Origin of the sequence: Mesorhizobium sp. M0571, assembly GCF_040320985.1 — a bacterium.
Lineage (GTDB): Bacteria > Pseudomonadota > Alphaproteobacteria > Rhizobiales > Rhizobiaceae > Mesorhizobium.
Window position 1 is genome coordinate 60,934 of sequence record NZ_JAMYQT010000007.1, and the last position, 19,504, is coordinate 80,437.

Sequence of the window (19,504 nt, forward strand, 5' to 3'; positions counted from 1 at the left end):
TCGCGTTTTTGGGAATTCGGAGAAATGCATAATCTGCAGGCGGAATTCGGCACGGCACAGGGCTTCTCCCGCTGCAATGCAGCAATCCAGCCCGTGCGAGACAGGGCAACAAAATATCTTGATTTATTGGAACGTTCCATTTAAGCAGCCGTGAAGGGAGAGGAGCCATGGACATCACCTTGCCCGGGGAGGGCGGCCGCGGCACCCGCTACCGGCTCGTCGGCCAGCCGGTGCAGCCCGTGGCCGGCGCGCGGTTCTCGCGCATCGCCTACGCTGCCGCCCATGTTGTCGCCAATCCGCTCGCCATGAACGATCCGTGGTCCAGGCCCGCGGTCGACTGGGACAAGACGATGGCGTTTCGCCATCATCTGTGGCGGCTCGGCTTCCGCGTCGCCGAAGCGATGGACACCTCACAGCGCGGCATGGGTTTCGACTGGGCAAACGCCAGGGAACTGATCCGCCGCTCGATTATCGAGGCGCGAAGCGTCGATGGCGCCGATCTCGCGTCGGGCGCCGGCACCGACCATCTGGCGCCGGGGGCCGCGAGCACGCTCGACGATGTCGTCGCGGCCTATGAAGAGCAGTTCGGCTTCATCGAAGGCCTTGGCGGCAAGGCGATCATGATGGCCAGCCGGGCGCTGGCGGCGGTCGCCAAGGGTCCCGAGGATTATATCGGCGTCTATGACCGCATCCTGTCCCAGGCGTCCGGCAAGGTGATCCTGCACTGGCTGGGAGACATGTTCGACCCGGCGCTGAAAGGCTACTGGGGGAGCAAGAATTTCGAGACCGCGCTCGATACGGTGGTCGCGCTCGTCGGACACCATGCCGGCAAGGTCGAAGGCATAAAGATATCGCTGCTCGATGCCGGCAAGGAGATCGCGCTCAGGGACCGGCTGCCCGACGGCGTGGTGATGTTCACCGGCGACGACTTCAATTACCCCGAGCTGATCGCCGGGGACGGCGAGAGACATTCGCACGCGCTGCTCGGCATTTTCGATGCCATCGCGCCGGTCGCCAATGCGGCGCTGGCAAAGCTGGCCGCCGGCGACCGCGCCGGCTATGACGCGCTGATGGCCCCGACAGTGCCGCTGTCGCGCAAAATCTTCGAGGCGCCGACCGAATATTACAAGGCCGGCATCGTCTTCATGGCATGGCTGAACGGCCACCAGGAGCATTTTTCGATGGTCGGCGGCATGCAATCGGCGCGCGGCATCCGTCACTATGCCGATGTCTTTCGACTTGCCGATCAGGCGGGGTTGCTGGCCGAGCCGGAACTCGCCATCGCCAGAATGACAAGCCTCTGCGCGGTAGCGGGCGTCTGATTGCAAGACGTTGCAGCGTGCGATCCATAAGCCTGGTTTGGGTGGTTTTGCGATTTGCCTTGTCTGGGCAAATCTGTATGCGGTATGCGTCCGGCAGGCAGAGAAGCCGATCCGGCGCTCTGCCGGCCAACTGGCATAGCTGCCGTTCTGCATTGGGGTAAGCTGATGACCTTCGACCTTCAGGGCAAGCGCGTTTTCGTGGCCGGACATCGCGGCATGGTCGGCTCGGCCATCCTGCGCAGATTGGCCGACGAGGATTGCGAGGTCTTGACCGCCTCGCGCGCCGAGCTCGATCTTCTCGACCAGGCCGGCGTGCGGCGCTGGATGGCCGACCACAAGCCGGATGCGGTGGTGATGGCGGCGGCCAAGGTCGGCGGTATCCTGGCCAACAACAGGCTTCCTGTCGATTTTCTGCAGGACAACCTCGTCATGCAGAACAATGTCATCGAGAGCGCCTTTCGTAACGAGGTGCAGAAGCTGCTGTTTCTCGGTTCCTCCTGCATCTATCCCAAATTCGCAGCGCAGCCGATCTCCGAGGACGCCTTGCTAACCGGCCCGCTCGAACCCACCAACGAATGGTATGCGATCGCCAAGATCGCCGGGCTGAAACTGTGCCAGGCCTATCGGCGCCAATACGGCGTCGACTACATCTCGGCGATGCCGACCAATCTCTACGGTCCGGGCGACAATTTCGACCTCAATTCCAGCCATGTCGTGCCCGCTCTGATGCGCAAGGCGCACGAGGCCAGGCGCGCCGGCCGCAAGACCTTGGAGGTGTGGGGCTCGGGCACGCCGATGCGCGAGTTCCTGCATGTCGACGACGCTGCCGACGCTCTGGTCTGGCTGCTGAAGAATTATGCGGGCGACAGCCACATCAATGTCGGTTCGGGGCAAGACATCACCATTGCCGACCTTGCCCGCACCATCGTGTCGGTCGCCGGCGCCGATGCCACAATCACATTCGATCCGACGAAGCCGGACGGCACGCCGCGCAAGCTGATGGACGTGTCGCGCCTGTTCGCCACCGGCTGGCGCCCGCGCCACTCACTGCGCAGCGGATTGGAACAGACCTATGCCTGGTTTCTTGAGCACGTCGAAACCGGCGATCTCCGCCTCGGCGCTGCCTGAGGCTGGTATTGGCGAGCTCGGCATCAGGACTGATGAGCCGGAAACGCCCGCCGATGAGAATACTGACGGCCAATTGACGGATTATCTGGATGGTGGGCGTGACAGGGATTGAACCTGTGACCCCTGCAATGTCAATGCAGTGCTCTCCCGCTGAGCTACACGCCCATCCGAAGCCGCGCATACACCATTTTTGGTTCAGCGCGTCAATAGCGGGAAAAGGGAAAGAATGACCGGCTTGTCGCGTCGGTTAAAGACGCGACAAAAGCGCGTCAGGCGGCCTGCAGCATCTTTTCGACTTCGTTGACGAGGTCGCGCAGATGGAACGGCTTCGATAGTACCTTGGCGTCTTTCGGCGCCTTGGAATCGGGGTTCAGCGCAACGGCGGCAAAGCCGGTGATGAACATCACCTTGAGGTCGGGATCGATCTCGGTGGCGCGGCGGGCGAGCTCGATGCCATCCATCTCCGGCATGACGATGTCGGTCAGAAGCAACGAAAAGGGTTCCTCGCGCAGCCGCTCATAGGCGCTGGCGCCATTGTCGAAATCGCTGACCTGATAACCGGCGCGCTCCAGCGCCTTGACGAGGAACCGGCGCATGTCGTCGTCGTCTTCCGCCAGCAGAATGCGTGCCATCTTGTCCCGTCCGAATCACCCAACCGACAATGCCGTTCGGCAAGCCCGTTAACCATGCTGTATATGAGGAGGCGACGGTAAACATCAAGTGAACGTTGGGCGCACAATCCTGTTTTGGCTTGCGCTTCGGCGGCTGGACATGCGGGCGGCGAGGTGGCACTTTCCTATCATGATGCATTGGTATTTCCGGGTTCGTTCAAATTGAAAACGGCAGCCGAGGATTTTTCGGTCGTTCCACCCTTCGAAATCCGATCGGGCGCCGAACAGCGCGTTCCCTTCCTCTTCAACTCGCCGCATAGCGGCCGCTACTATCCGGACCGGTTCATGGCGATGGCCAAGCTGGACCGCAACGCCATCCGCCGCTCCGAGGACTGCTATGTCGAGGAATTATTCGGCGGTGCCGTCGCGCTCGGGGCGCCGATGCTGGCGGCAAACTTCCCGCGCGCCTATCTCGACGTCAACCGGGAGCCGTGGGAACTCGACCCGCGCATGTTCGCCGAACCGGTGCCATCCTTCTGCAACATCCGCTCGGCGCGGGTGGCCGGCGGGCTCGGCACCGTGCCCAAGCTGGTCGGCGAGGGGCTTGACATCTATTCCGGCCGCTTGCCGCTGGCAGAAGCCGTCGCGCGCATCGAAGCGGTCTACAAGCCCTATCACGAGACGCTGAAGCGGCTCTTGACCAGAACGCATGCGCGCTTCGGCTACGCCGTGCTGATAGACTGCCACTCGATGCCGGCAAGCATAAGAGTTGGCGACAGCGGATTGCGGCCGGACTTCATCGTCGGCGACCGTTTCGGCATCTCCGCCGCGGCGGCGTTGACCGAGACGGCGATCGGCCTGCTCACCGGCATGGGCTACAGCGTCGCCCACAACAAGCCCTACGCCGGCGGCTTCATCACCGAGCATTATGGCCGTCCGGTGCGGCATCTGCATGCGCTGCAGATCGAGGTCAATCGCGGGCTCTACATGAACGAGCGGACGTTCCAAAAGTCGGCCGGGTTCGATGCGCTCGCCGACGACCTGGCACGGTTTTCGGCCGAGCTGATGGCGATGCCGGATCACCATTTCGTCGATCTGCCGTTGGCTGCCGAATAGCGCCGAATCGCGGCATTCGCCGCTCATGAGGCAGCGTAAAAAAAGACCGTATCGTTTGCACGACACGGTCGAAGTCTAGGGAGGAAACGCCCAAGGAGGGCATGGACAGGAACCCCTGTCCGAGAACAAACGTATTGTGCGCTGCACAAATGTCAAGGCGCGTTCCGGCTTTTTAATTCACTGTGAAGTGGAAATTGCATTTCCGTGATGACTGCGTTGCATTTGAGCAACAGTTGACACTGCGCGAAAGTCTCTGAACGCCCTTGTTTCGGCAAAAAACCCCCTTGTTTCGGCATAAAACCATGGGGCAAACGGGCATCTCAGACATGCTGGAGCGGGAGAATCAGTTGGACATCAGCATCGAGTTCATGCGGCGCATTGCGCGTGCCGCCGCAGCCGAGACCTTGCCGCGCTTCCGCAATCAGGGCGCGGTCGCCAACAAGGAGCATGGCAGCTTCGACCCGGTCACCGAGGCCGACCGTGAGGCCGAGCGCGCCATCCGGGCGCTGATCAACGCGCAATACCCCGATCACGGAATTCTCGGCGAGGAACATGGCAGCGAAAACATCTCCAGCCGGCATGTCTGGGTGATCGATCCGATCGATGGCACACGCGCCTTTATTTCCGGCCTGCCGGTATGGGGCACGCTGGTCGGGCTGACGGTCGACGGCGATGCCGTCGCCGGCATGATGTCGCAGCCCTTCACCGGCGAGCTGTTCTACGCCAATGCCTCCGGCTCGCATTATGAGGGCCCGGGCGGCCCGCGAAAACTCACGACGCGCAAGACGACAAATCTCGCCGAGGCGACGCTGTTCACCACCACGCCGGCTCTGTTCAAGGGCGACGCGCGTCTGCGCTATGACCTGTTCGAGAAACAGGTCCAACTCGCCCGCTACGGCACCGACTGCTACGCCTTCGCCATGGTGGCGGCGGGCAGCGTCGATATCGTCGCCGATCCCGGATTGAAGCCCTACGACATCGTGGCGCTGATCCCGATCATCGAGAAGGCGGGCGGCGTTGTCACCACCTTCGAAGGCGGGCCGGCGGAAAAGGGCGGCGACATCCTGGCGGCGGCGACACCGGAGCTGCACGCGGCAGCAATGGCGGCGCTGCGCGGCTGAGATTGGGCATTGCTGCCCAGGCGAGATCGTTGCCATACCTCCTAACAGGATGATGTCAGTTGGCATGCGCTATGGAACGCTGTCAGCGGGGAGGACAATAGATGCCGAGGCAGCCAGCAGCCAGCCATTCCGATGCTCCGGCGGACGGGCGGAGCGATTTCGACTTCTTCTTCGGGCGCTGGACCGTCGGCCATCGAAGGTTGCAGAAGCGGCTGCAGGGCGACAGCAACTGGGATGTGTTTGGCGGCACGTGCGACGTGCGGGCGATCCTTGGCGGCCTCGGCAATGTCGACGACAATTGGATTGAATTGCCCGGCGGGCCCTATCGCGCCGCCACCCTGCGGACCTTCGACCCGGCGGCGAGGCAATGGTCGATCTGGTGGATCGACGGCCGCAATCCGTCGACCATCGATGTTCCGATGCGCGGCACTTTCGTGGCGGGCGTCGGCACGTTCCTGTGCGAAGATGTCTTCGACGGCCAGCCGATCCAGGTCCGCTTCCTGTGGTCGCGGATCACGGACAGGTCGGCACGCTGGGAGCAGGCCTTTTCGCCGGACGGCGGCAAGACATGGGAGACCAACTGGATCATGGATTTTGCCCGCATGGCCTGAAGCCGGACAAGGTATGTGGCTCAGACGTCCCCGGTTCCGGGGATGAAGGCGTCAAATGCCGCAAGCAGCTGCTCGCGATAGAGGTCGGCTTCCTGGAGGATCTCATGGCGGGCGCCGTCGATCATCAGCAACGAGCCGACACGCAGACGTCTGGCATAGGCTTCGACTGCCCTGGTCGAGACGACCTGGTCGGCGCCGGCGGCGATCATCAGCAAGGGAACCTGGATCTTGGCCATGAAATTCGGGTCGCTGACGATTAAGGACGCCTCCGTCGCCGCCCTCAGCCAGCGGATCGTCGGCCCGCCGAGCGCCAGCTGCGGATAGGTTTCATAGATCAGCGTGTTGCGCCGATAGCGCGCCGGGTCGCTGGTCAGCTTGTTTATGGCGAAGGGCACTGTTTCCTTCGGCCGCGGACCCCATGCGGCATAGAGTCGGCCAAGGCCGAGCAGACAGAACAGCGAACAGATGCGGCGAACGGTTTTTATCGAAGCCGGCAGGTCGGGTACGGTGAAGAACGGCGCGATCAGCACCATGCGGCGCACGCGGTTCGCCATTGAGGGCGCAGCGAGTAGCGCAATCACCGCCCCGGCCGAATGGGCCAGTATGTAGTAGGGTCCCCGGCAATCGGGCAGCACGATCTCCTCGAAGAACTGCTCCAGATCGCCGGTATAGTCGAAGAAGCTCCTGACGTAGCCGCGCTGGCGGTCGCCGATCAGCCGGTCGGAAGCGCCCTGGCCGCGCCAGTCAAGGCTCGCCACGCCGAAGCCCCGGTCGGCAAGGTTGCGAATAGTCTCGAAATACTTCTCGATGCACTCGTTGCGGCCGGTCAGGACGACCACGGTGCCCTTCATCGGACGGCTGACCGCGGCAAACAGCCCATAGCGGATCTTCTTGCCGTCGCGCGTGGTGAAGAAGCCGCCGACTGCGTTTTCCGGCAGCGGATTGCCTGGAGTCTCATGGAAGGGCGGGGTCTGGTGGAAGAGATCGGTCATACGGTGTTTGGTTTGGGGTCGGTGCCGGCATGGGCGCAAGTTAGGCATAGACGCCCATGCGCCAAAAGCAAAGGAATTCGGGACGCCGGGGAGGTCGACCCAGGCAGCAAACAAGTGAGGCCGGAAGCAGCCTTGGGCATGCTTCCGGCCTCTGTCGACCCGGGAGGAAGGGACGTTACACCCGGTTCGGCCTCGTCGCGTCGCTTTCTCCGGCGACCTGTTCCTGATCTCGAGAACAGTTTTAGTGCCGCCTGGCTGAACGCTCGCCGAAGCCGCGGTTCATCTGCCGTTCATCGGCTTCGGGACGGTCCGGGAGCGCGATCCGGTTCGGTCGCTCGAAAATCTTGAAATGCCTTCGCCCGCTTCCCAAATTTATCGTGCGGCCGCCAATGTCGGGGCCGCTGGCCTATCCGGAACGCCGTCACGGGTTTCGCACCGGCCATACGCAAACCTTGTTGCTCAACAGGAGAACACACTATGCGTCACGTTGATTTTTCCCCACTCTACCGTTCGACCGTCGGTTTCGACCGGCTGTTCACAATGCTCGATTCGCTTGCGCAGCCGGAAGGCCAAACCTATCCGCCCTACAATATCGAACGCACGGGCGAGGATGCCTATCGCATCTCGATGGCTGTGGCCGGCTTCTCGGAAGATGAGATTTCGATCGAAGCTCACCGCAATGTGCTGACCGTCAAGGGTGAGCGCAAGGAGGAAGGCAATGGCGAAGGTTCCGAACTGCTCTATCGCGGTATCGCCAGCCGAGCCTTCGAGCGCCGCTTCCAGCTTGCCGATCACGTCGAGGTCATCGGCGCCGCGCTGAAGAACGGCCTGCTCTTCGTCGACCTCAAGCGCAACATTCCCGAAGAGCTGAAGCCGCGCAAGATCGCGATCACCTCGGCTCCGGCCAAGGCCAAGCAGATCGAGGCTAAGACCGCCGCCTAAGTCAGGCAGCTAAACTCCTCCTGGGACGCCAACTCCCCGGGAAAAAGGGGCGGTGCAGCAATGCACCGCCCTTTTTTGCTGGCGGGTAAGGCTTGCTATCCGGCGAGCAGGTAGCCGAAACGGTCGACCTCATCGGCCGTGGTCGCGAAGCTGGTGACGAAGCGATAGAGCGCTTCGTCCTCGCCGATATGGCCGTCGTAGCCGAGCGGCCTGTGCCAGTCGTAGAAAGCCGCGCCTGCCGCTTGCACTCTTTCGGCCTCGGACTTTTTCATGACCGCGAAGACCTCGTTTGCCTGCGGCAGCCAAGCCAGACGCGCTGAAGGGGAATCCTCGATCGCCGCGGCAAGCCGTGCCGCCATGGCATTGCCGTGCCGTGCCGTGTTGAGCCATAGCCCACCCCTAAAATAAGCATCGAATTGCGCGGCGATGAAGCGCGATTTCGAGAAGAGCTGGGCGGCGCGCTTCCGCAAAAAGGCCAATTCCTTGGCCCGCTCGAGATCGAACAGCACGATCGCCTCGGCGCACCAGCAGCCATTCTTGGTGCCGCCGAAGGAGAGGATGTCGACGCCGTGCTTCCAGGTCATCTCCGCTGGCGTTGTTTCCAGAGCGACGAGCGCATTGGCAAAGCGAGCACCGTCCATATGTAGCGGCAGCCTGTGCTGCTTTGCGATCGCCGAAATCCTGGTGATTTCGTCAAGTGTGTAGACGGTGCCGACCTCGGTCGACTGGGTGATCGAAACAGCCATCGGCCGCCCGGAATGGACGTTTTCGGATGCGAAACGGTCCACCGCCCTTTCCAGATTGCCGGCATCGATCTTGCCGAGTGCGCCGTCGACTGTATAAAGCCGCGAACCGCCCGTGAAATATTCCGGTGCACCGCATTCGTCCTCGATGACATGCGCTTCGCGATGGCAGAAGGAAATGCCGCCTGGCTTGTGGTAGGCGGTCAGCGACAGCGAATTGGCAGCGGTGCCGGTGGCCACAAAAAACACCGCGACCTCGCGTTCGAAGATTTCATTGAAGCGCTGGTGAACTGCCGTGTCGAGGGCACCGTCGCCATAGGCGGTGGAGAAGCCGTCGGCATGGGCCGACAGGCCGGCAGCGATACGGGGATGGGCGCCTGCCCAATTGTCGGAAGCGAAAATCATGCGTCTGCCTATGCTGGGGAAATCAGTGCGAGCTTGGCCGCTTTCGCATGCCGGCCGCAAGGGGCAGATACCGAAAATCCGCTAAAGCCTGCGAAACGCATGAGCGTACATGCAGCGCCTGAAGCTTACGCTGTCGCCGCGTTTTGCGCAATTTTCTGTCGCCAAAGCCTCAAGAATTTTGTGAATCGGTCTTGTATGCGCCGCAGATTTCTGTCATAAAAATTTAGGACAGTAGTGCTGTCTTATTTTGTCGCACAAAACTGGCCGCATTGGCATATGATTGGCCTCTGCGGCCGTTGCTGCGAGCGACAGCTAGACAGCCTGGCTCTGGCCTGTACGAATACCATATGCGAACCATGCGGAAAGCCGCACGGTCGGCAAGAATTTCGCAAGACGTGCCGCAAGATTGAAAAGGAAGCCACGCGCTTCCCGACGGAAACCAGCGCCCGAAGGGGACGGAACGGAGGACAGGACGATGACGGACATGACGCCATCTGCGACGAAGGCCGCGCAGACGAAAGCGGCAGCCGTCAAAAATCTGCGAACCAACACCGGCTATGCCGCGCACGGCCTCTACGATCCGCGCAACGAGCACGATGCCTGCGGCGTCGGCTTCATCGTTAACATGAAGGGCGTGAAGTCGCATCAGATCGTGGAGGACGGCCTTGCCGTGCTCGAAAACCTGACGCATCGCGGCGCCGTCGGCGCCGATCCGCTGATGGGCGACGGCGCCGGCGTGCTGGTGCAACTGCCGGACCGCTTCTTCCGCGAGGAGATGGCCAAGCAAGGGGTCGAACTGCCGAAGCCCGGCCACTACGCCGTCGGCCATGTGTTCATGCCGCGCGACCCGGAGCTGCAGGCGCATATCGAAGGCATCATCGCCGAGGTGGCACAGCTCGAGGGCCAGCCGCTGCTCGGTTTTCGCGACGTGCCGGTCGACAATTCGTCGCTGTCCAAGGCGGCCGACATCGCCGCTTCCGAGCCGGTGCACCGGCAGGTGTTCCTGGGCCGCGGCGCCGAGATCGAGAACGACGATGATTACGAGCGGCGGCTCTACATTCTGCGCAAGGTCATTTCCGGCCGTATCCACGAGGAGACCAAAGGCGTCGACAACGGCTTCTATGTCGTCTCGATGTCGTCGCGGACCATCGTCTACAAGGGCATGTTCCTGGCCTATCAGGTCGGCGCCTATTACAAGGACCTGACCGACCCGCGTTTCGAGACGGCGCTGATCCTGGTCCACCAGCGCTTCTCGACCAACACGTTCCCGTCGTGGAAGCTGGCGCATCCCTACCGCATGGTCGCCCATAATGGCGAGATCAACACGCTGCGCGGCAACGTCAACTGGATGGCGGCGCGCCAGGCCTCGGTCGATTCCGAACTGTTCGGCAACGACATCTCGAAGCTGTGGCCGATCTCCTATGAAGGGCAGTCGGACACTGCCTGCTTCGACAATGCGCTCGAATTCCTGACGCAGGGCGGCTATTCGCTCGCCCATGCCATGATGATGCTGATCCCGGAAGCCTGGGCCGGCAACAAGCTGATGGGGCAGGACCGCAAGGCCTTCTACGAGTATCACGCAGCACTGATGGAGCCGTGGGACGGGCCGGCGGCGGTTGCGTTCACCGACGGCCGCCAGATCGGCGCCACGCTCGACCGCAACGGGCTGCGGCCGGCGCGCTACATTGTCACCGACGACGACCGCGTCATCATGGCCTCGGAAGCCGGCGTGCTGCCGGTGCCGGAGGAAAAGATCGTCAAAAAGTGGCGGCTGCAGCCCGGCCGCATGCTGCTGATCGACCTGGACAAGGGCCGCATCGTTTCCGACGAGGAGATCAAGTCGGAGATCGCGACCAGGCACCCCTACAAGAGCTGGCTCGCCAACACCCAGCTCATCCTCGAAGATCTGAAGCCGGTCGAGCCGCGCGCCCTGCGCAGGGACGTCAGCCTGCTCGACCGTCAGCAGGCGTTCGGCTACACTCAGGAAGACACCAAGCTGTTGATGTCGCCGATGGCGACCACCGGCCAGGAAGCGGTCGGCTCGATGGGTACCGACACCCCGATTTCGGCAATGTCGGACAGATCGAAGCTGCTCTACACCTATTTCAAGCAGAATTTCGCACAGGTCACCAACCCGCCGATCGACCCGATCCGCGAGGAGCTGGTGATGAGCCTCGTGTCCTTCATCGGGCCAAGGCCGAACATCTTCGACCTGGTCGGCAATTCGCGCCGCAAGCGGCTCGAAGTGCGCCAGCCGATCCTGACCAATGGCGATCTGGAGAAGCTGCGCTCGGTCGGCCACACCGAAGACCGCTTCGACACCAAGACGATCGACATCACCTATGCTTCGAGCGAGAGTGCTGCCGGCATGCTGGGCGCCATCGACCGGCTGTGCGAGCGCGCCGAGGCGGCGGTCGCCGGCGGCTACAACATCATCATCCTGTCCGATCGTCAGCTTGGTGCGGACCGCATCGCCATTCCGGCACTGCTGGCGACGGCCGCCGTGCACCATCATTTGATCCGCAAGGGATTGCGCACGTCGGTTGGGCTCGTCGTCGAATCCGGCGAGCCGCGCGAGGTGCATCATTTCTGCTGTCTCGCCGGCTACGGCGCCGAGGCGATCAATCCCTATCTCGCTTTCGATACGCTGCTCGACATGCACAAGCGTGGCGAATTGCCGGCGGAGGTCGATGCGTACGAAGTCGTCTCCCGCTACATCAAGTCGATCGGCAAGGGCATCCTCAAGGTCATGTCCAAGATGGGCATCTCGACCTACCAGTCCTATTGCGGCGCGCAGATATTCGATGCCATCGGGCTGAAGTCGGACTTCGTGCAGAAGTACTTCACCGGCACGGCGACGCTGATCGAAGGCGTCGGGCTGGACGAGATCGCCGCCGAAACGGTCAGCCGCCATACCGACGGCTTCGGCAACGACCCGGTGCTGCGCAACAGCCTCGAGGTCGGCGGCGAATACATGTTCCGCATGCGCGGCGAGGCCCACATCTGGTCGCCCGACGCAGTGGCGACCTTGCAGCACGCCGTGCGCCAAGGCTCGTGGGAGACGTTCAAGGACTATTCCGCCCAGATCGACAGCGACACGGCGCAGGCGCAGACCATTCGCGGCCTGTTCAAGATCAAGCTTGCCGAAGAGACCGGGCGCAAGAAGGTCAAGCTCGACGAGGTGATGCCGGCGGCCGATATCGTCAAGCGCTTCTCGACCGGGGCGATGTCCTTCGGCTCGATCTCAAGGGAAGCGCACACGACGCTGGCGCGGGCCATGAACGCCATCGGCGGCAAGTCGAACACCGGCGAGGGCGGCGAAGAGGCCGACCGCTATCTGCCACTGCCGGGCGGCGGCAAGAACCCCGAACGCTCGGCGATCAAGCAGGTCGCCTCGGGACGCTTTGGCGTCACGGCGGAATATCTGGTCAATTCCGACATGATGCAGATCAAGGTCGCGCAAGGGGCAAAGCCCGGCGAGGGCGGCCAGCTGCCGGGCCACAAGGTTGATGCGACCATCGCCAAGGTCAGGCATTCGACGCCCGGCGTCGGCCTGATCTCGCCGCCGCCGCATCATGACATCTATTCGATCGAGGATCTGGCGCAGCTCATCTACGACCTGAAGAACGTCAATCCGGCGGCGGACGTATCGGTCAAGCTGGTCTCGGAAGTCGGCGTCGGCACGGTTGCGGCCGGCGTCGCCAAGGCGCGTGCTGACCACATCACCATTTCCGGCTATGACGGCGGCACCGGCGCCTCGCCGCTGACCTCGCTCAAGCATGCCGGCAGCCCGTGGGAAATGGGTCTTGCCGAAACGCACCAGACGCTGGTGCTCAACGGCCTCCGGTCGCGCGTGGCGCTGCAGGTTGATGGCGGCCTGCGCACCGGACGCGATGTCGTCATCGGCGCACTGCTCGGCGCCGACGAGTTCGGTTTCTCGACCGCGCCGCTGATCGCGGCCGGTTGCATCATGATGCGCAAGTGCCATCTCAACACCTGCCCGGTCGGTGTCGCGACGCAGGACCCGGTGCTGCGTAAGCGCTTCAAGGGCACGCCCGAGCACGTCATCAACTTCTTCTTCTATGTGGCGGAAGAAGTGCGGGCGCTGCTTGCCGAGATGGGCTTTACTCATCTCGACCAGATCATCGGTGACACCGACCTTCTGGAAAAACGCGAACTGATCCAGCACTGGAAGGCGCGCGGGCTCGACTTTAGCAAGATGTTCTACAAGCCCGATGCGCCACACGAGGCGGTGCACTGGACCGAGCGGCAGAAGCATCCGATCGACGACGTGCTCGACCGCAAGCTGATCGAACTGGCAAAGCCGGCGCTCGAAGCCAGGCAGCCGGTCAGCATCGAATTGCCGATCCGCAACGTCGATCGTTCGACGGGCGCCATGCTGTCGGGTGAAGTGGCAAAGCGCTTCAGGCACAAGGGCCTGCGCGAGGACACGATCTCGGTGAAACTCACCGGCACGGCCGGCCAATCCTTCGGCGCCTTCCTGGCGCGTGGGGTTTCGTTCGAACTGGTGGGCGCCGCCAATGACTATGTCGGCAAAGGTCTGTCGGGCGGCCGCATCGTCATCCGCCCGCCGGAGAACACGAAAATCGTTGCTGCCGAGTCCATTATTGTCGGCAATACCGTGCTCTACGGCGCAACCGAGGGCGAGGCCTATTTCTGCGGCGTTGCCGGCGAGCGTTTTGCCGTGCGCAATTCGGGTGTCGCCGCCGTCGTTGAAGGCGTCGGCGACCATGGCTGCGAATACATGACCGGCGGGATCGTCGTCGTCATCGGCCAGACCGGCCGCAACTTCGCTGCCGGCATGTCGGGCGGCGTCGCCTACGTGCTCGACGAGGCGGGTGATTTCGCCGAGCGCTGCAACATGGCGATGGTCGAGCTGGAGCCGGTTCCGGAAGAGGACGACCTGATGGAAAAGCTGCTCCACCACGGCGGCGATCTCGACCACAAGGGCCGTGTCGACGTATCCGGCGATATGACCAGCCATGACGAGGAGCGGCTCTATCAGCTGATCTCCAACCACGTCCACTACACGGGCTCGGTACGAGGTCGCGAGATCCTCGACGATTGGGCGATTTTCCGGCCGAAATTCCGGAAGATCATGCCGGTCGAATACCGCCGCGCGCTGATCGAGATGGAACGGATGCGCATGAACGTGGCGGCGGAATAGATTTGGAAATTGCCGGGCAGCCATGCGTCCCGGCAACCATCTTCATCAACAATCCTGACCTCGGACTGACGGTTGCCACGACTGCCTTATGAGGTTAACGGGTGCGTCGCCAGGCGTGCCTTCCGGACAGCAGGGACTGGACTATGGGCAAGGTAACAGGGTTTCTCGAGATCGACCGGCAGGTGCACAAGTACCAGCCGGCTTCCGACCGCATCCGGCATTTCCGCGAGTTCACCCTGCCGATGTCGGACAAGGAGGTCGAGAAACAGGCCGCGCGCTGTATGGATTGCGGCATTCCGTATTGCCATGGGCCGACCGGCTGCCCGATCCACAACCAGATCCCGGACTGGAACGACCTCGTCTACAATGGCGACTGGGACAACGCGATCCGCAACCTGCATTCGACCAACAATTTTCCGGAATTCACCGGCCGCATCTGTCCTGCACCTTGCGAGGAAGCTTGCACGCTGAACCTCGAGGACATTCCGGTCGCCATCAAGACGATCGAGCAGGCGATTGCCGACAAGGCCTATGAAACCGGCCATATCCGGCCCTATCCGCCGGAAAGGAAGACCGGCAAGCGCGTCGCGATCATCGGCTCGGGACCGGCCGGCATGGCGGCTGCCCAGCAGCTCGGCCGCGCCGGCCACGACGTTCATGTCTATGAGCGCGAGAGCCGGCCGGGCGGGCTGATGCGCTACGGCATCCCCGATTTCAAGATCGAGAAGCACTATATCGACCGGCGCATCGAGCAGATGCAGGGCGAGGGCGTTAGCTTCCTTTGCGGCGTCAATGTCGGCGTCGATAAGCCGGTCGCCGAACTGCTCGCCGAATATGACGCGGTGCTCTATTGCGGCGGTTCTGAAACACCGCGTCCGGCCAACATCCCCGGCGACGATCTCGACGGCGTGCATGACGCAATGCCCTATCTGGTGCAGCAGAACAAGCGCATCGGCGGCGAGCCAATCCAGTCGGTGGCATGGCCGTCGCGCCCAATCGTCGCCGGCGGCCAGCACGTCGTCGTCGTCGGTGGCGGCGACACAGCCTCCGACTGCGTCGGCACCGCCTTCCGCCAGGGCGCCGTGCGCGTCACTCAGCTCGACATCCGGCCGCAGCCGCCGGAAAAGGAAGACAAGCTTTCGGTCTGGCCCTATTGGGCGACCAAGATGCGCACTTCGTCGTCACAGGCCGAAGGCGCCGAGCGCGAATTCCAGGTGGCGACGCTTGAATTCATCGGCGAAGACGACCAGCTGACCGGGGTCAAGTGCTGCGAGGTCGACGAGAAGCGCAAGCCGATCGCCGGCACCGAATTCGTCATTCGTGCCGATCTGGCCTTCATCGCCATCGGCTTTGCCGGGCCAGCCAGTCGAGGGCCGGTGTCGGAACTCGACGGGCAGATGAAGATCGTCACCGACAGCCGCCGTTCGAAGAACGTCGAGGCCAATGATCGCGACTACAGGACCAGCGTCGAAAGGCTCTATGCGGCGGGCGACGTGCGGCGCGGCCAGTCGCTGGTCGTCTGGGCGATCCGCGAGGGCCGCCAGGCGGCGCGCGCCATCGACGAGGCACTGATGGGGTCGAGCGTGCTGCCGCGCTGAGGCCGCTCCGAAACTCTACTCCTGCGGCCGTCTGAAGGCGTTTTCTGCGCCTCCGGTGCTCGCGGTCTCTGGCTCCAGAGAAAGAGGTTCTGGTTTACGGCCGGATCGCCGTCGTCGTGTCGGATGCGGCCGCCGCCGTCGCAGGCTGTGTCTTGGGCGGCCACGAGAAATCGTCGGCGCGGCCGGGCGAGGCGTCGGGCGACTTGCCTTCGACGATGAGCTTTTCGCCAGGCAAATTCTTGTCCGCCTTTGCCAGTGGTGCGGCGCCGAGCAGTTCCGAGCCGCCGTCCAGCGCCGGATCGCTCAGTAGCATCGGCACGGTGCGATCGACGGCTATCGGTGCGGCAGCAGGTGCCGGCGCCTCGACGGGAGCGCCGGCCGGGGCAGAAGCCGTCACTACGCTTCCCGGCGCGGCCAGCCCAAGGATCTTCATCAGCGGCTTTTCGGTATAGAAGGCGAGCTTGCGCTTGCCGGCCTTCGACATGTTGATGCCGTCGTCGGAGCGCAGGCGCACCGATTGGCCATTGATGTCCGGTCCGCTGGTGACAAAGGCGCCGTTCTCGTCGACGAACCCGTCCCAGACGTCGACGAATTCGCCGCCATGGCTTTCGGCGGACGAGCGGTAGATATCGTTGAAGGCCAACATGTCGGAGGTCATTTTCGAGACCCGGAAGGCCGGCATGCCAACCCACAGATACGGCACTTTGGCCGAGGCGATGGCCTTGCCGAGCGCTTCGGTCCGGCGCTCGTATTCCTTGGTCCAGTTTTCGGATCGCGGCTGCTCGCGCACATCGCCGACACGCATCTGCTGCCGATCGTTGGATCCCAGCATGACGACGACGGCTGCCGGTTGTTCGGTCGCGATCAGCGACTTGACCTGTTCGGGCCAGTTGTAGACGTCGTCACGCACGAAACCGGACGAGCCGTTGGCGCGGACGACGATCCTGACGCCGGTGTTTTCGGCAAAGGCGGCGTCGAGCCCCTCGGCCAACCCAGACGCCATGAAATCACCGACCACCAGAACGACGCGGGCATCCGGCGCCTTCTCGGCCACCGGGGTTGTCGGCTCGGCCGGCGGCGGCCGGCGAACAGATCGGGGCTTCCTCAGCTTGGGCCTGGGCTTTGCTCTCTGGAATTCTCTCTGGAATTCGGGCGGCGGCTGCTCAAACCGCTCGCTTCTGCGCGGAAACAACAGGTCACGCAGCGACCAGCCACGACTTTCCGGCTCCTGCGCCATGGCCGAGGTGTGAAAGGCGCCGGCGGCGCCGACAGCTAGAACGACGATCGCCAGAACCAGGATCGGCGCGCGACGAACGATCACCCAGATGCGCGCAGCCGAAACCAATCACCCCCTCCATCCCGTAACCGGCTCTAGTTCTGTCTGAGCCATTTGAGCACTTCCTTGCTCGGATACCCGTCCTGGGTCAAGCCGGCCTTTGCCTGGAAGGCCATGATGGCGGTTTTCGATCCATCACCGATCTTGCCGTCGAACTTGCCGTCGTAATAGCCGTGCTCGGAAAGCCGCTTTTGAAGCTCCTGCCTTTCCTCGAAGGAGAGCTTGGTGAAGGGCCGCTTCCAGTCCTGCACAAGCCCACCATAACCGGCGATTTCGTCGGCAAGGAGGCCGACGGCGAGCGCATATTTGTCGGCATTGTTGTAGCGCTTGATCACCGAGAAATTCTTGATCATCAGGAAAGCCGGCCCGCCGCGGCCGCCGGGCAGCTTCAACGTCGCCTTATCCGCACCGTTCTTGAACGGCTTGCCGTTGGCACGGGTGACGCCCAGCGCCTGCCATTGCGACAGCGACTTCGAGCCCCCAGGCAACGTCTTGCCGTCCGGAAGGCTGACCTCATAACCCCAGGTCTTGCCGGCCTGCCAGCCGTTCTTCCTCAGCAAATTGGCGGCTGTCGCCAGTGCGTCGGGAATCGAATTCCAGATGTCGCGCTTGCCGTCGCCGTCCATATCGACCGCATAGGACTGGTAGCTGGTGGGGATGAACTGGGTATGACCCATCGCGCCGGCCCATGAGCCGCTGAGATGGCTTTCGTCGATGTCGCCGGTCTGCAGGATCTTCAGTGCCGCGATCAGCTGGGTGCGGGCAAATTTCGCGCGCTTCGGGTCGGCATAACCAAGCGTCGCCAGCGAGCGCACGACATTGCGCATGATGTCATCCCGTTTGAGGGTTTCGCCGTAGTTCGATTCCATCGACCAGATAGCCAGCAGGATGTAGCGGTCGACGCCGTATCTTGCCTCGATCCGGTCCAGCCACGGCTTCCATTTCCTTGCCATCTGCTGGCCGACAGCGACCGACTGGTCATGGACGCGGTTGTCGAAATAATCCCAGGCGGGGGCGGTGAATTCGGGTTGAGTACGGGCCTTTTCCAGCACCACCGGGTCAGCATCGTTGATGCCCTTGAATGCTTGGTCGTAGACGGAGCCGGAAACGCCGCTCGCCACGGCGTTAGCACGGAAGCTGGCGACCCATTGGCGGAAGCCGGCATCGGCAAAAGCCGGCCCGCTGGGCATGAGCAAAGCAAGCGAGAGGCTGGCGGCCGTCAGGACGCTGGTGAAGCGCCTTGCGACGTTGCGAGCGGACATCTTTTCCTCCTTCTTCATCTCAGGAAGACTATTCATCGCCGAACCCGGTTAGGATTTGGTTTACCATAGGTGCCGTCCGGGATGAAAAAGATGCGTCAATGCTTTACCAGCCGAGATTTCTGTCCCGCCGTTCAGTAATCCTCGATTTCGGCATGAAAATGTCTCGAATCGGGATTGCCGAACCGGCATGCAAATGGATAATTGGCACATGAAGAGAGTTCGCAAGGCAGTATTCCCGGTTGCCGGTCTCGGCACGCGGTTTCTCCCAGCTACCAAGGCCATTCCCAAGGAAATGCTGACGGTCGTCGACAGGCCGGTCATCCAGTATGTGGTTGATGAGGCGCGCGAGGCCGGCATTGAGCATTTCATCTTCGTGACCGGCCGCAACAAGGCGGTCATCGAGGATCACTTCGATGTCCAGTTCGAACTCTACGACACACTTGCACAGCGCGGCAAGAACGACCAGCTCGCTCGCCTGCAGCGGCTGCAGCCGGCGCCGGGGCAGACCAGCTTCACCCGCCAGCAGGTGCCGCTCGGCCTTGGCCACGCCGTCTGGTGCGCGCGCGAGCTTGTCGGCGACGAGCCCTTTGCGCTGCTGTTGCCCGACATGATCATGCAGTCGGAAAAAAGCTGCATGAAGGATATGGTCGAGCTCTACGCCGAGACCGGCAACAACATCGTAGCGGTGCAGGAATGCGATCCCGCCGAGGCGCACAAATACGGCATTGTCGGACGCGGCGAGGATGCCCATCACGGTTTCCGCATCGCCGGTATGGTGGAAAAGCCGAAGACCGGCACGGCGCCGTCGAACCTCTACATCAACGGGCGCTACATCCTGCAGCCGGAGATATTTGGGATACTCGAAGGCCAGGAAAAAGGCGCCGGCAACGAGATCCAGCTCACAGATGCAATGCTGAAGCTGCAGAAACAACAGCCCTTCTACGGCTATCATTACCGCGGGCGCACGTTCGACTGCGGCTCGCCCGAAGGCTTCGTCGAGGCCAACGTTGCCTTCGCGCTGTGGCGCAGCGACATGAATGCAAGTATGGCCGGGGTCATTCGCACGCTTCTCGACGAGCTCACGCCGTCAGAGCACCGCGGCGCGGCCTTTTAGCTTAAACACCGGATT

General features: G+C 62.6%; 14 protein-coding genes and 1 tRNA gene. 9 read left to right on the plus strand and 6 right to left on the minus strand.

The features are described from left to right. Nucleotides 1-167 precede the first annotated feature (167 nt). Nucleotides 168-1,322 (plus strand): dihydrodipicolinate synthase family protein, encoded by a 1,155-nt coding sequence (locus NKI85_RS11055; protein ID WP_352524636.1) that lies wholly within the window; start codon nucleotides 168-170, stop codon nucleotides 1,320-1,322. Between the two features lie 165 nt (nucleotides 1,323-1,487). After that, on the plus strand, nucleotides 1,488-2,450 hold the full coding sequence (gene fcl / locus NKI85_RS11060; RefSeq protein ID WP_352524635.1) for a GDP-L-fucose synthase: 963 nt from the start codon (nucleotides 1,488-1,490) through the stop codon (nucleotides 2,448-2,450). 90 nt (nucleotides 2,451-2,540) lie between these two features. Here the strand turns inward: fcl and NKI85_RS11065 are convergent. Next, nucleotides 2,541-2,615: transfer RNA gene (locus NKI85_RS11065), tRNA-Val, on the minus strand. A gap of 104 nt (nucleotides 2,616-2,719) precedes the next feature. Then, nucleotides 2,720-3,082, minus strand: a complete 363-nt coding sequence (cpdR, locus tag NKI85_RS11070) for a cell cycle two-component system response regulator CpdR (RefSeq protein ID WP_006199474.1) — start codon at nucleotides 3,080-3,082, stop codon at nucleotides 2,720-2,722. Nucleotides 3,083-3,235: 153 nt separating this feature from the next. Between cpdR and NKI85_RS11075 the strand changes: the two genes are divergently transcribed. From NKI85_RS11075 to NKI85_RS11085, 3 genes are all read left to right on the plus strand, one after another. After that, nucleotides 3,236-4,177, plus strand: coding sequence for an N-formylglutamate amidohydrolase (locus tag NKI85_RS11075; RefSeq protein WP_352524634.1), 942 nt, complete (start codon nucleotides 3,236-3,238; stop codon nucleotides 4,175-4,177). A 347-nt stretch (nucleotides 4,178-4,524) separates the two neighbouring features. After that, nucleotides 4,525-5,298: a histidinol-phosphatase gene (hisN, locus tag NKI85_RS11080; RefSeq protein WP_352524633.1), complete on the plus strand. Its 774-nt coding sequence runs from the start codon at nucleotides 4,525-4,527 to the stop codon at nucleotides 5,296-5,298. A gap of 101 nt (nucleotides 5,299-5,399) precedes the next feature. Further along, nucleotides 5,400-5,909 (plus strand): DUF1579 domain-containing protein, encoded by a 510-nt coding sequence (locus NKI85_RS11085; RefSeq protein ID WP_352524631.1) that lies wholly within the window; start codon nucleotides 5,400-5,402, stop codon nucleotides 5,907-5,909. A 20-nt stretch (nucleotides 5,910-5,929) separates the two neighbouring features. Here the strand turns inward: NKI85_RS11085 and NKI85_RS11090 are convergent, their stop codons facing one another. Further along, entirely contained in the window at nucleotides 5,930-6,901 is a 972-nt protein-coding gene (locus NKI85_RS11090) for an alpha/beta fold hydrolase (RefSeq protein WP_352776740.1), read from the minus strand. Between the two features lie 477 nt (nucleotides 6,902-7,378). Between NKI85_RS11090 and NKI85_RS11095 the strand changes: the two genes are divergently transcribed. Beyond that, entirely contained in the window at nucleotides 7,379-7,843 is a 465-nt protein-coding gene (locus NKI85_RS11095; RefSeq protein WP_352524628.1) for an Hsp20 family protein, read from the plus strand. A 95-nt stretch (nucleotides 7,844-7,938) separates the two neighbouring features. Here NKI85_RS11095 and NKI85_RS11100 read toward each other — a convergent pair whose 3' ends face one another. Then, nucleotides 7,939-8,991 carry a threonine aldolase family protein gene (locus NKI85_RS11100; protein ID WP_352524626.1) on the minus strand — a complete coding sequence of 351 codons (1,053 nt, stop codon included), beginning with the start codon at nucleotides 8,989-8,991 and terminating at the stop codon, nucleotides 7,939-7,941. A gap of 475 nt (nucleotides 8,992-9,466) precedes the next feature. Here NKI85_RS11100 and gltB point away from each other — a divergent pair, with 475 nt between their 5' ends. Then, the gene (gene gltB / locus NKI85_RS11105; protein WP_352524625.1) at nucleotides 9,467-14,179 is read left to right on the plus strand and encodes a glutamate synthase large subunit; all 4,713 of its coding nucleotides are present in this window, start codon (nucleotides 9,467-9,469) and stop codon (nucleotides 14,177-14,179) included. A 143-nt stretch (nucleotides 14,180-14,322) separates the two neighbouring features. Beyond that, nucleotides 14,323-15,777, plus strand: coding sequence for a glutamate synthase subunit beta (locus tag NKI85_RS11110; protein WP_352524624.1), 1,455 nt, complete (start codon nucleotides 14,323-14,325; stop codon nucleotides 15,775-15,777). Between the two features lie 94 nt (nucleotides 15,778-15,871). Here the strand turns inward: NKI85_RS11110 and NKI85_RS11115 are convergent, their stop codons facing one another. Both NKI85_RS11115 and NKI85_RS11120 read right to left on the minus strand, forming a co-directional pair. Then, complete coding sequence (locus NKI85_RS11115; protein ID WP_352524622.1) at nucleotides 15,872-17,122, minus strand: SGNH/GDSL hydrolase family protein; 1,251 nt, start codon at nucleotides 17,120-17,122, stop codon at nucleotides 15,872-15,874. Between the two features lie 26 nt (nucleotides 17,123-17,148). Further along, nucleotides 17,149-18,375 (minus strand): lytic murein transglycosylase, encoded by a 1,227-nt coding sequence (locus NKI85_RS11120; RefSeq protein WP_352524621.1) that lies wholly within the window; start codon nucleotides 18,373-18,375, stop codon nucleotides 17,149-17,151. A gap of 208 nt (nucleotides 18,376-18,583) precedes the next feature. Between NKI85_RS11120 and galU the strand changes: the two genes are divergently transcribed. After that, nucleotides 18,584-19,489, plus strand: coding sequence for a UTP--glucose-1-phosphate uridylyltransferase GalU (gene galU, locus NKI85_RS11125; protein ID WP_352524619.1), 906 nt, complete (start codon nucleotides 18,584-18,586; stop codon nucleotides 19,487-19,489). Nucleotides 19,490-19,504 lie beyond the last annotated feature (15 nt).

Coding starts and splice junctions, on each gene's coding strand:
- NKI85_RS11055 (WP_352524636.1), top strand. CDS start 168: ATGGACATCACCTTGCCCGGGGAGGGCGGCCGCGGCACCCGCTACCGG.
- fcl (WP_352524635.1), top strand. CDS start 1,488: ATGACCTTCGACCTTCAGGGCAAGCGCGTTTTCGTGGCCGGACATCGC.
- cpdR (WP_006199474.1), bottom strand. CDS start 3,082: ATGGCACGCATTCTGCTGGCGGAAGACGACGACGACATGCGCCGGTTC.
- NKI85_RS11085 (WP_352524631.1), top strand. CDS start 5,400: ATGCCGAGGCAGCCAGCAGCCAGCCATTCCGATGCTCCGGCGGACGGG.
- NKI85_RS11090 (WP_352776740.1), bottom strand. CDS start 6,901: ATGACCGATCTCTTCCACCAGACCCCGCCCTTCCATGAGACTCCAGGC.
- NKI85_RS11095 (WP_352524628.1), top strand. CDS start 7,379: ATGCGTCACGTTGATTTTTCCCCACTCTACCGTTCGACCGTCGGTTTC.
- NKI85_RS11100 (WP_352524626.1), bottom strand. CDS start 8,991: ATGATTTTCGCTTCCGACAATTGGGCAGGCGCCCATCCCCGTATCGCT.
- gltB (WP_352524625.1), top strand. CDS start 9,467: ATGACGGACATGACGCCATCTGCGACGAAGGCCGCGCAGACGAAAGCG.
- NKI85_RS11110 (WP_352524624.1), top strand. CDS start 14,323: ATGGGCAAGGTAACAGGGTTTCTCGAGATCGACCGGCAGGTGCACAAG.
- NKI85_RS11120 (WP_352524621.1), bottom strand. CDS start 18,375: ATGTCCGCTCGCAACGTCGCAAGGCGCTTCACCAGCGTCCTGACGGCC.
- galU (WP_352524619.1), top strand. CDS start 18,584: ATGAAGAGAGTTCGCAAGGCAGTATTCCCGGTTGCCGGTCTCGGCACG.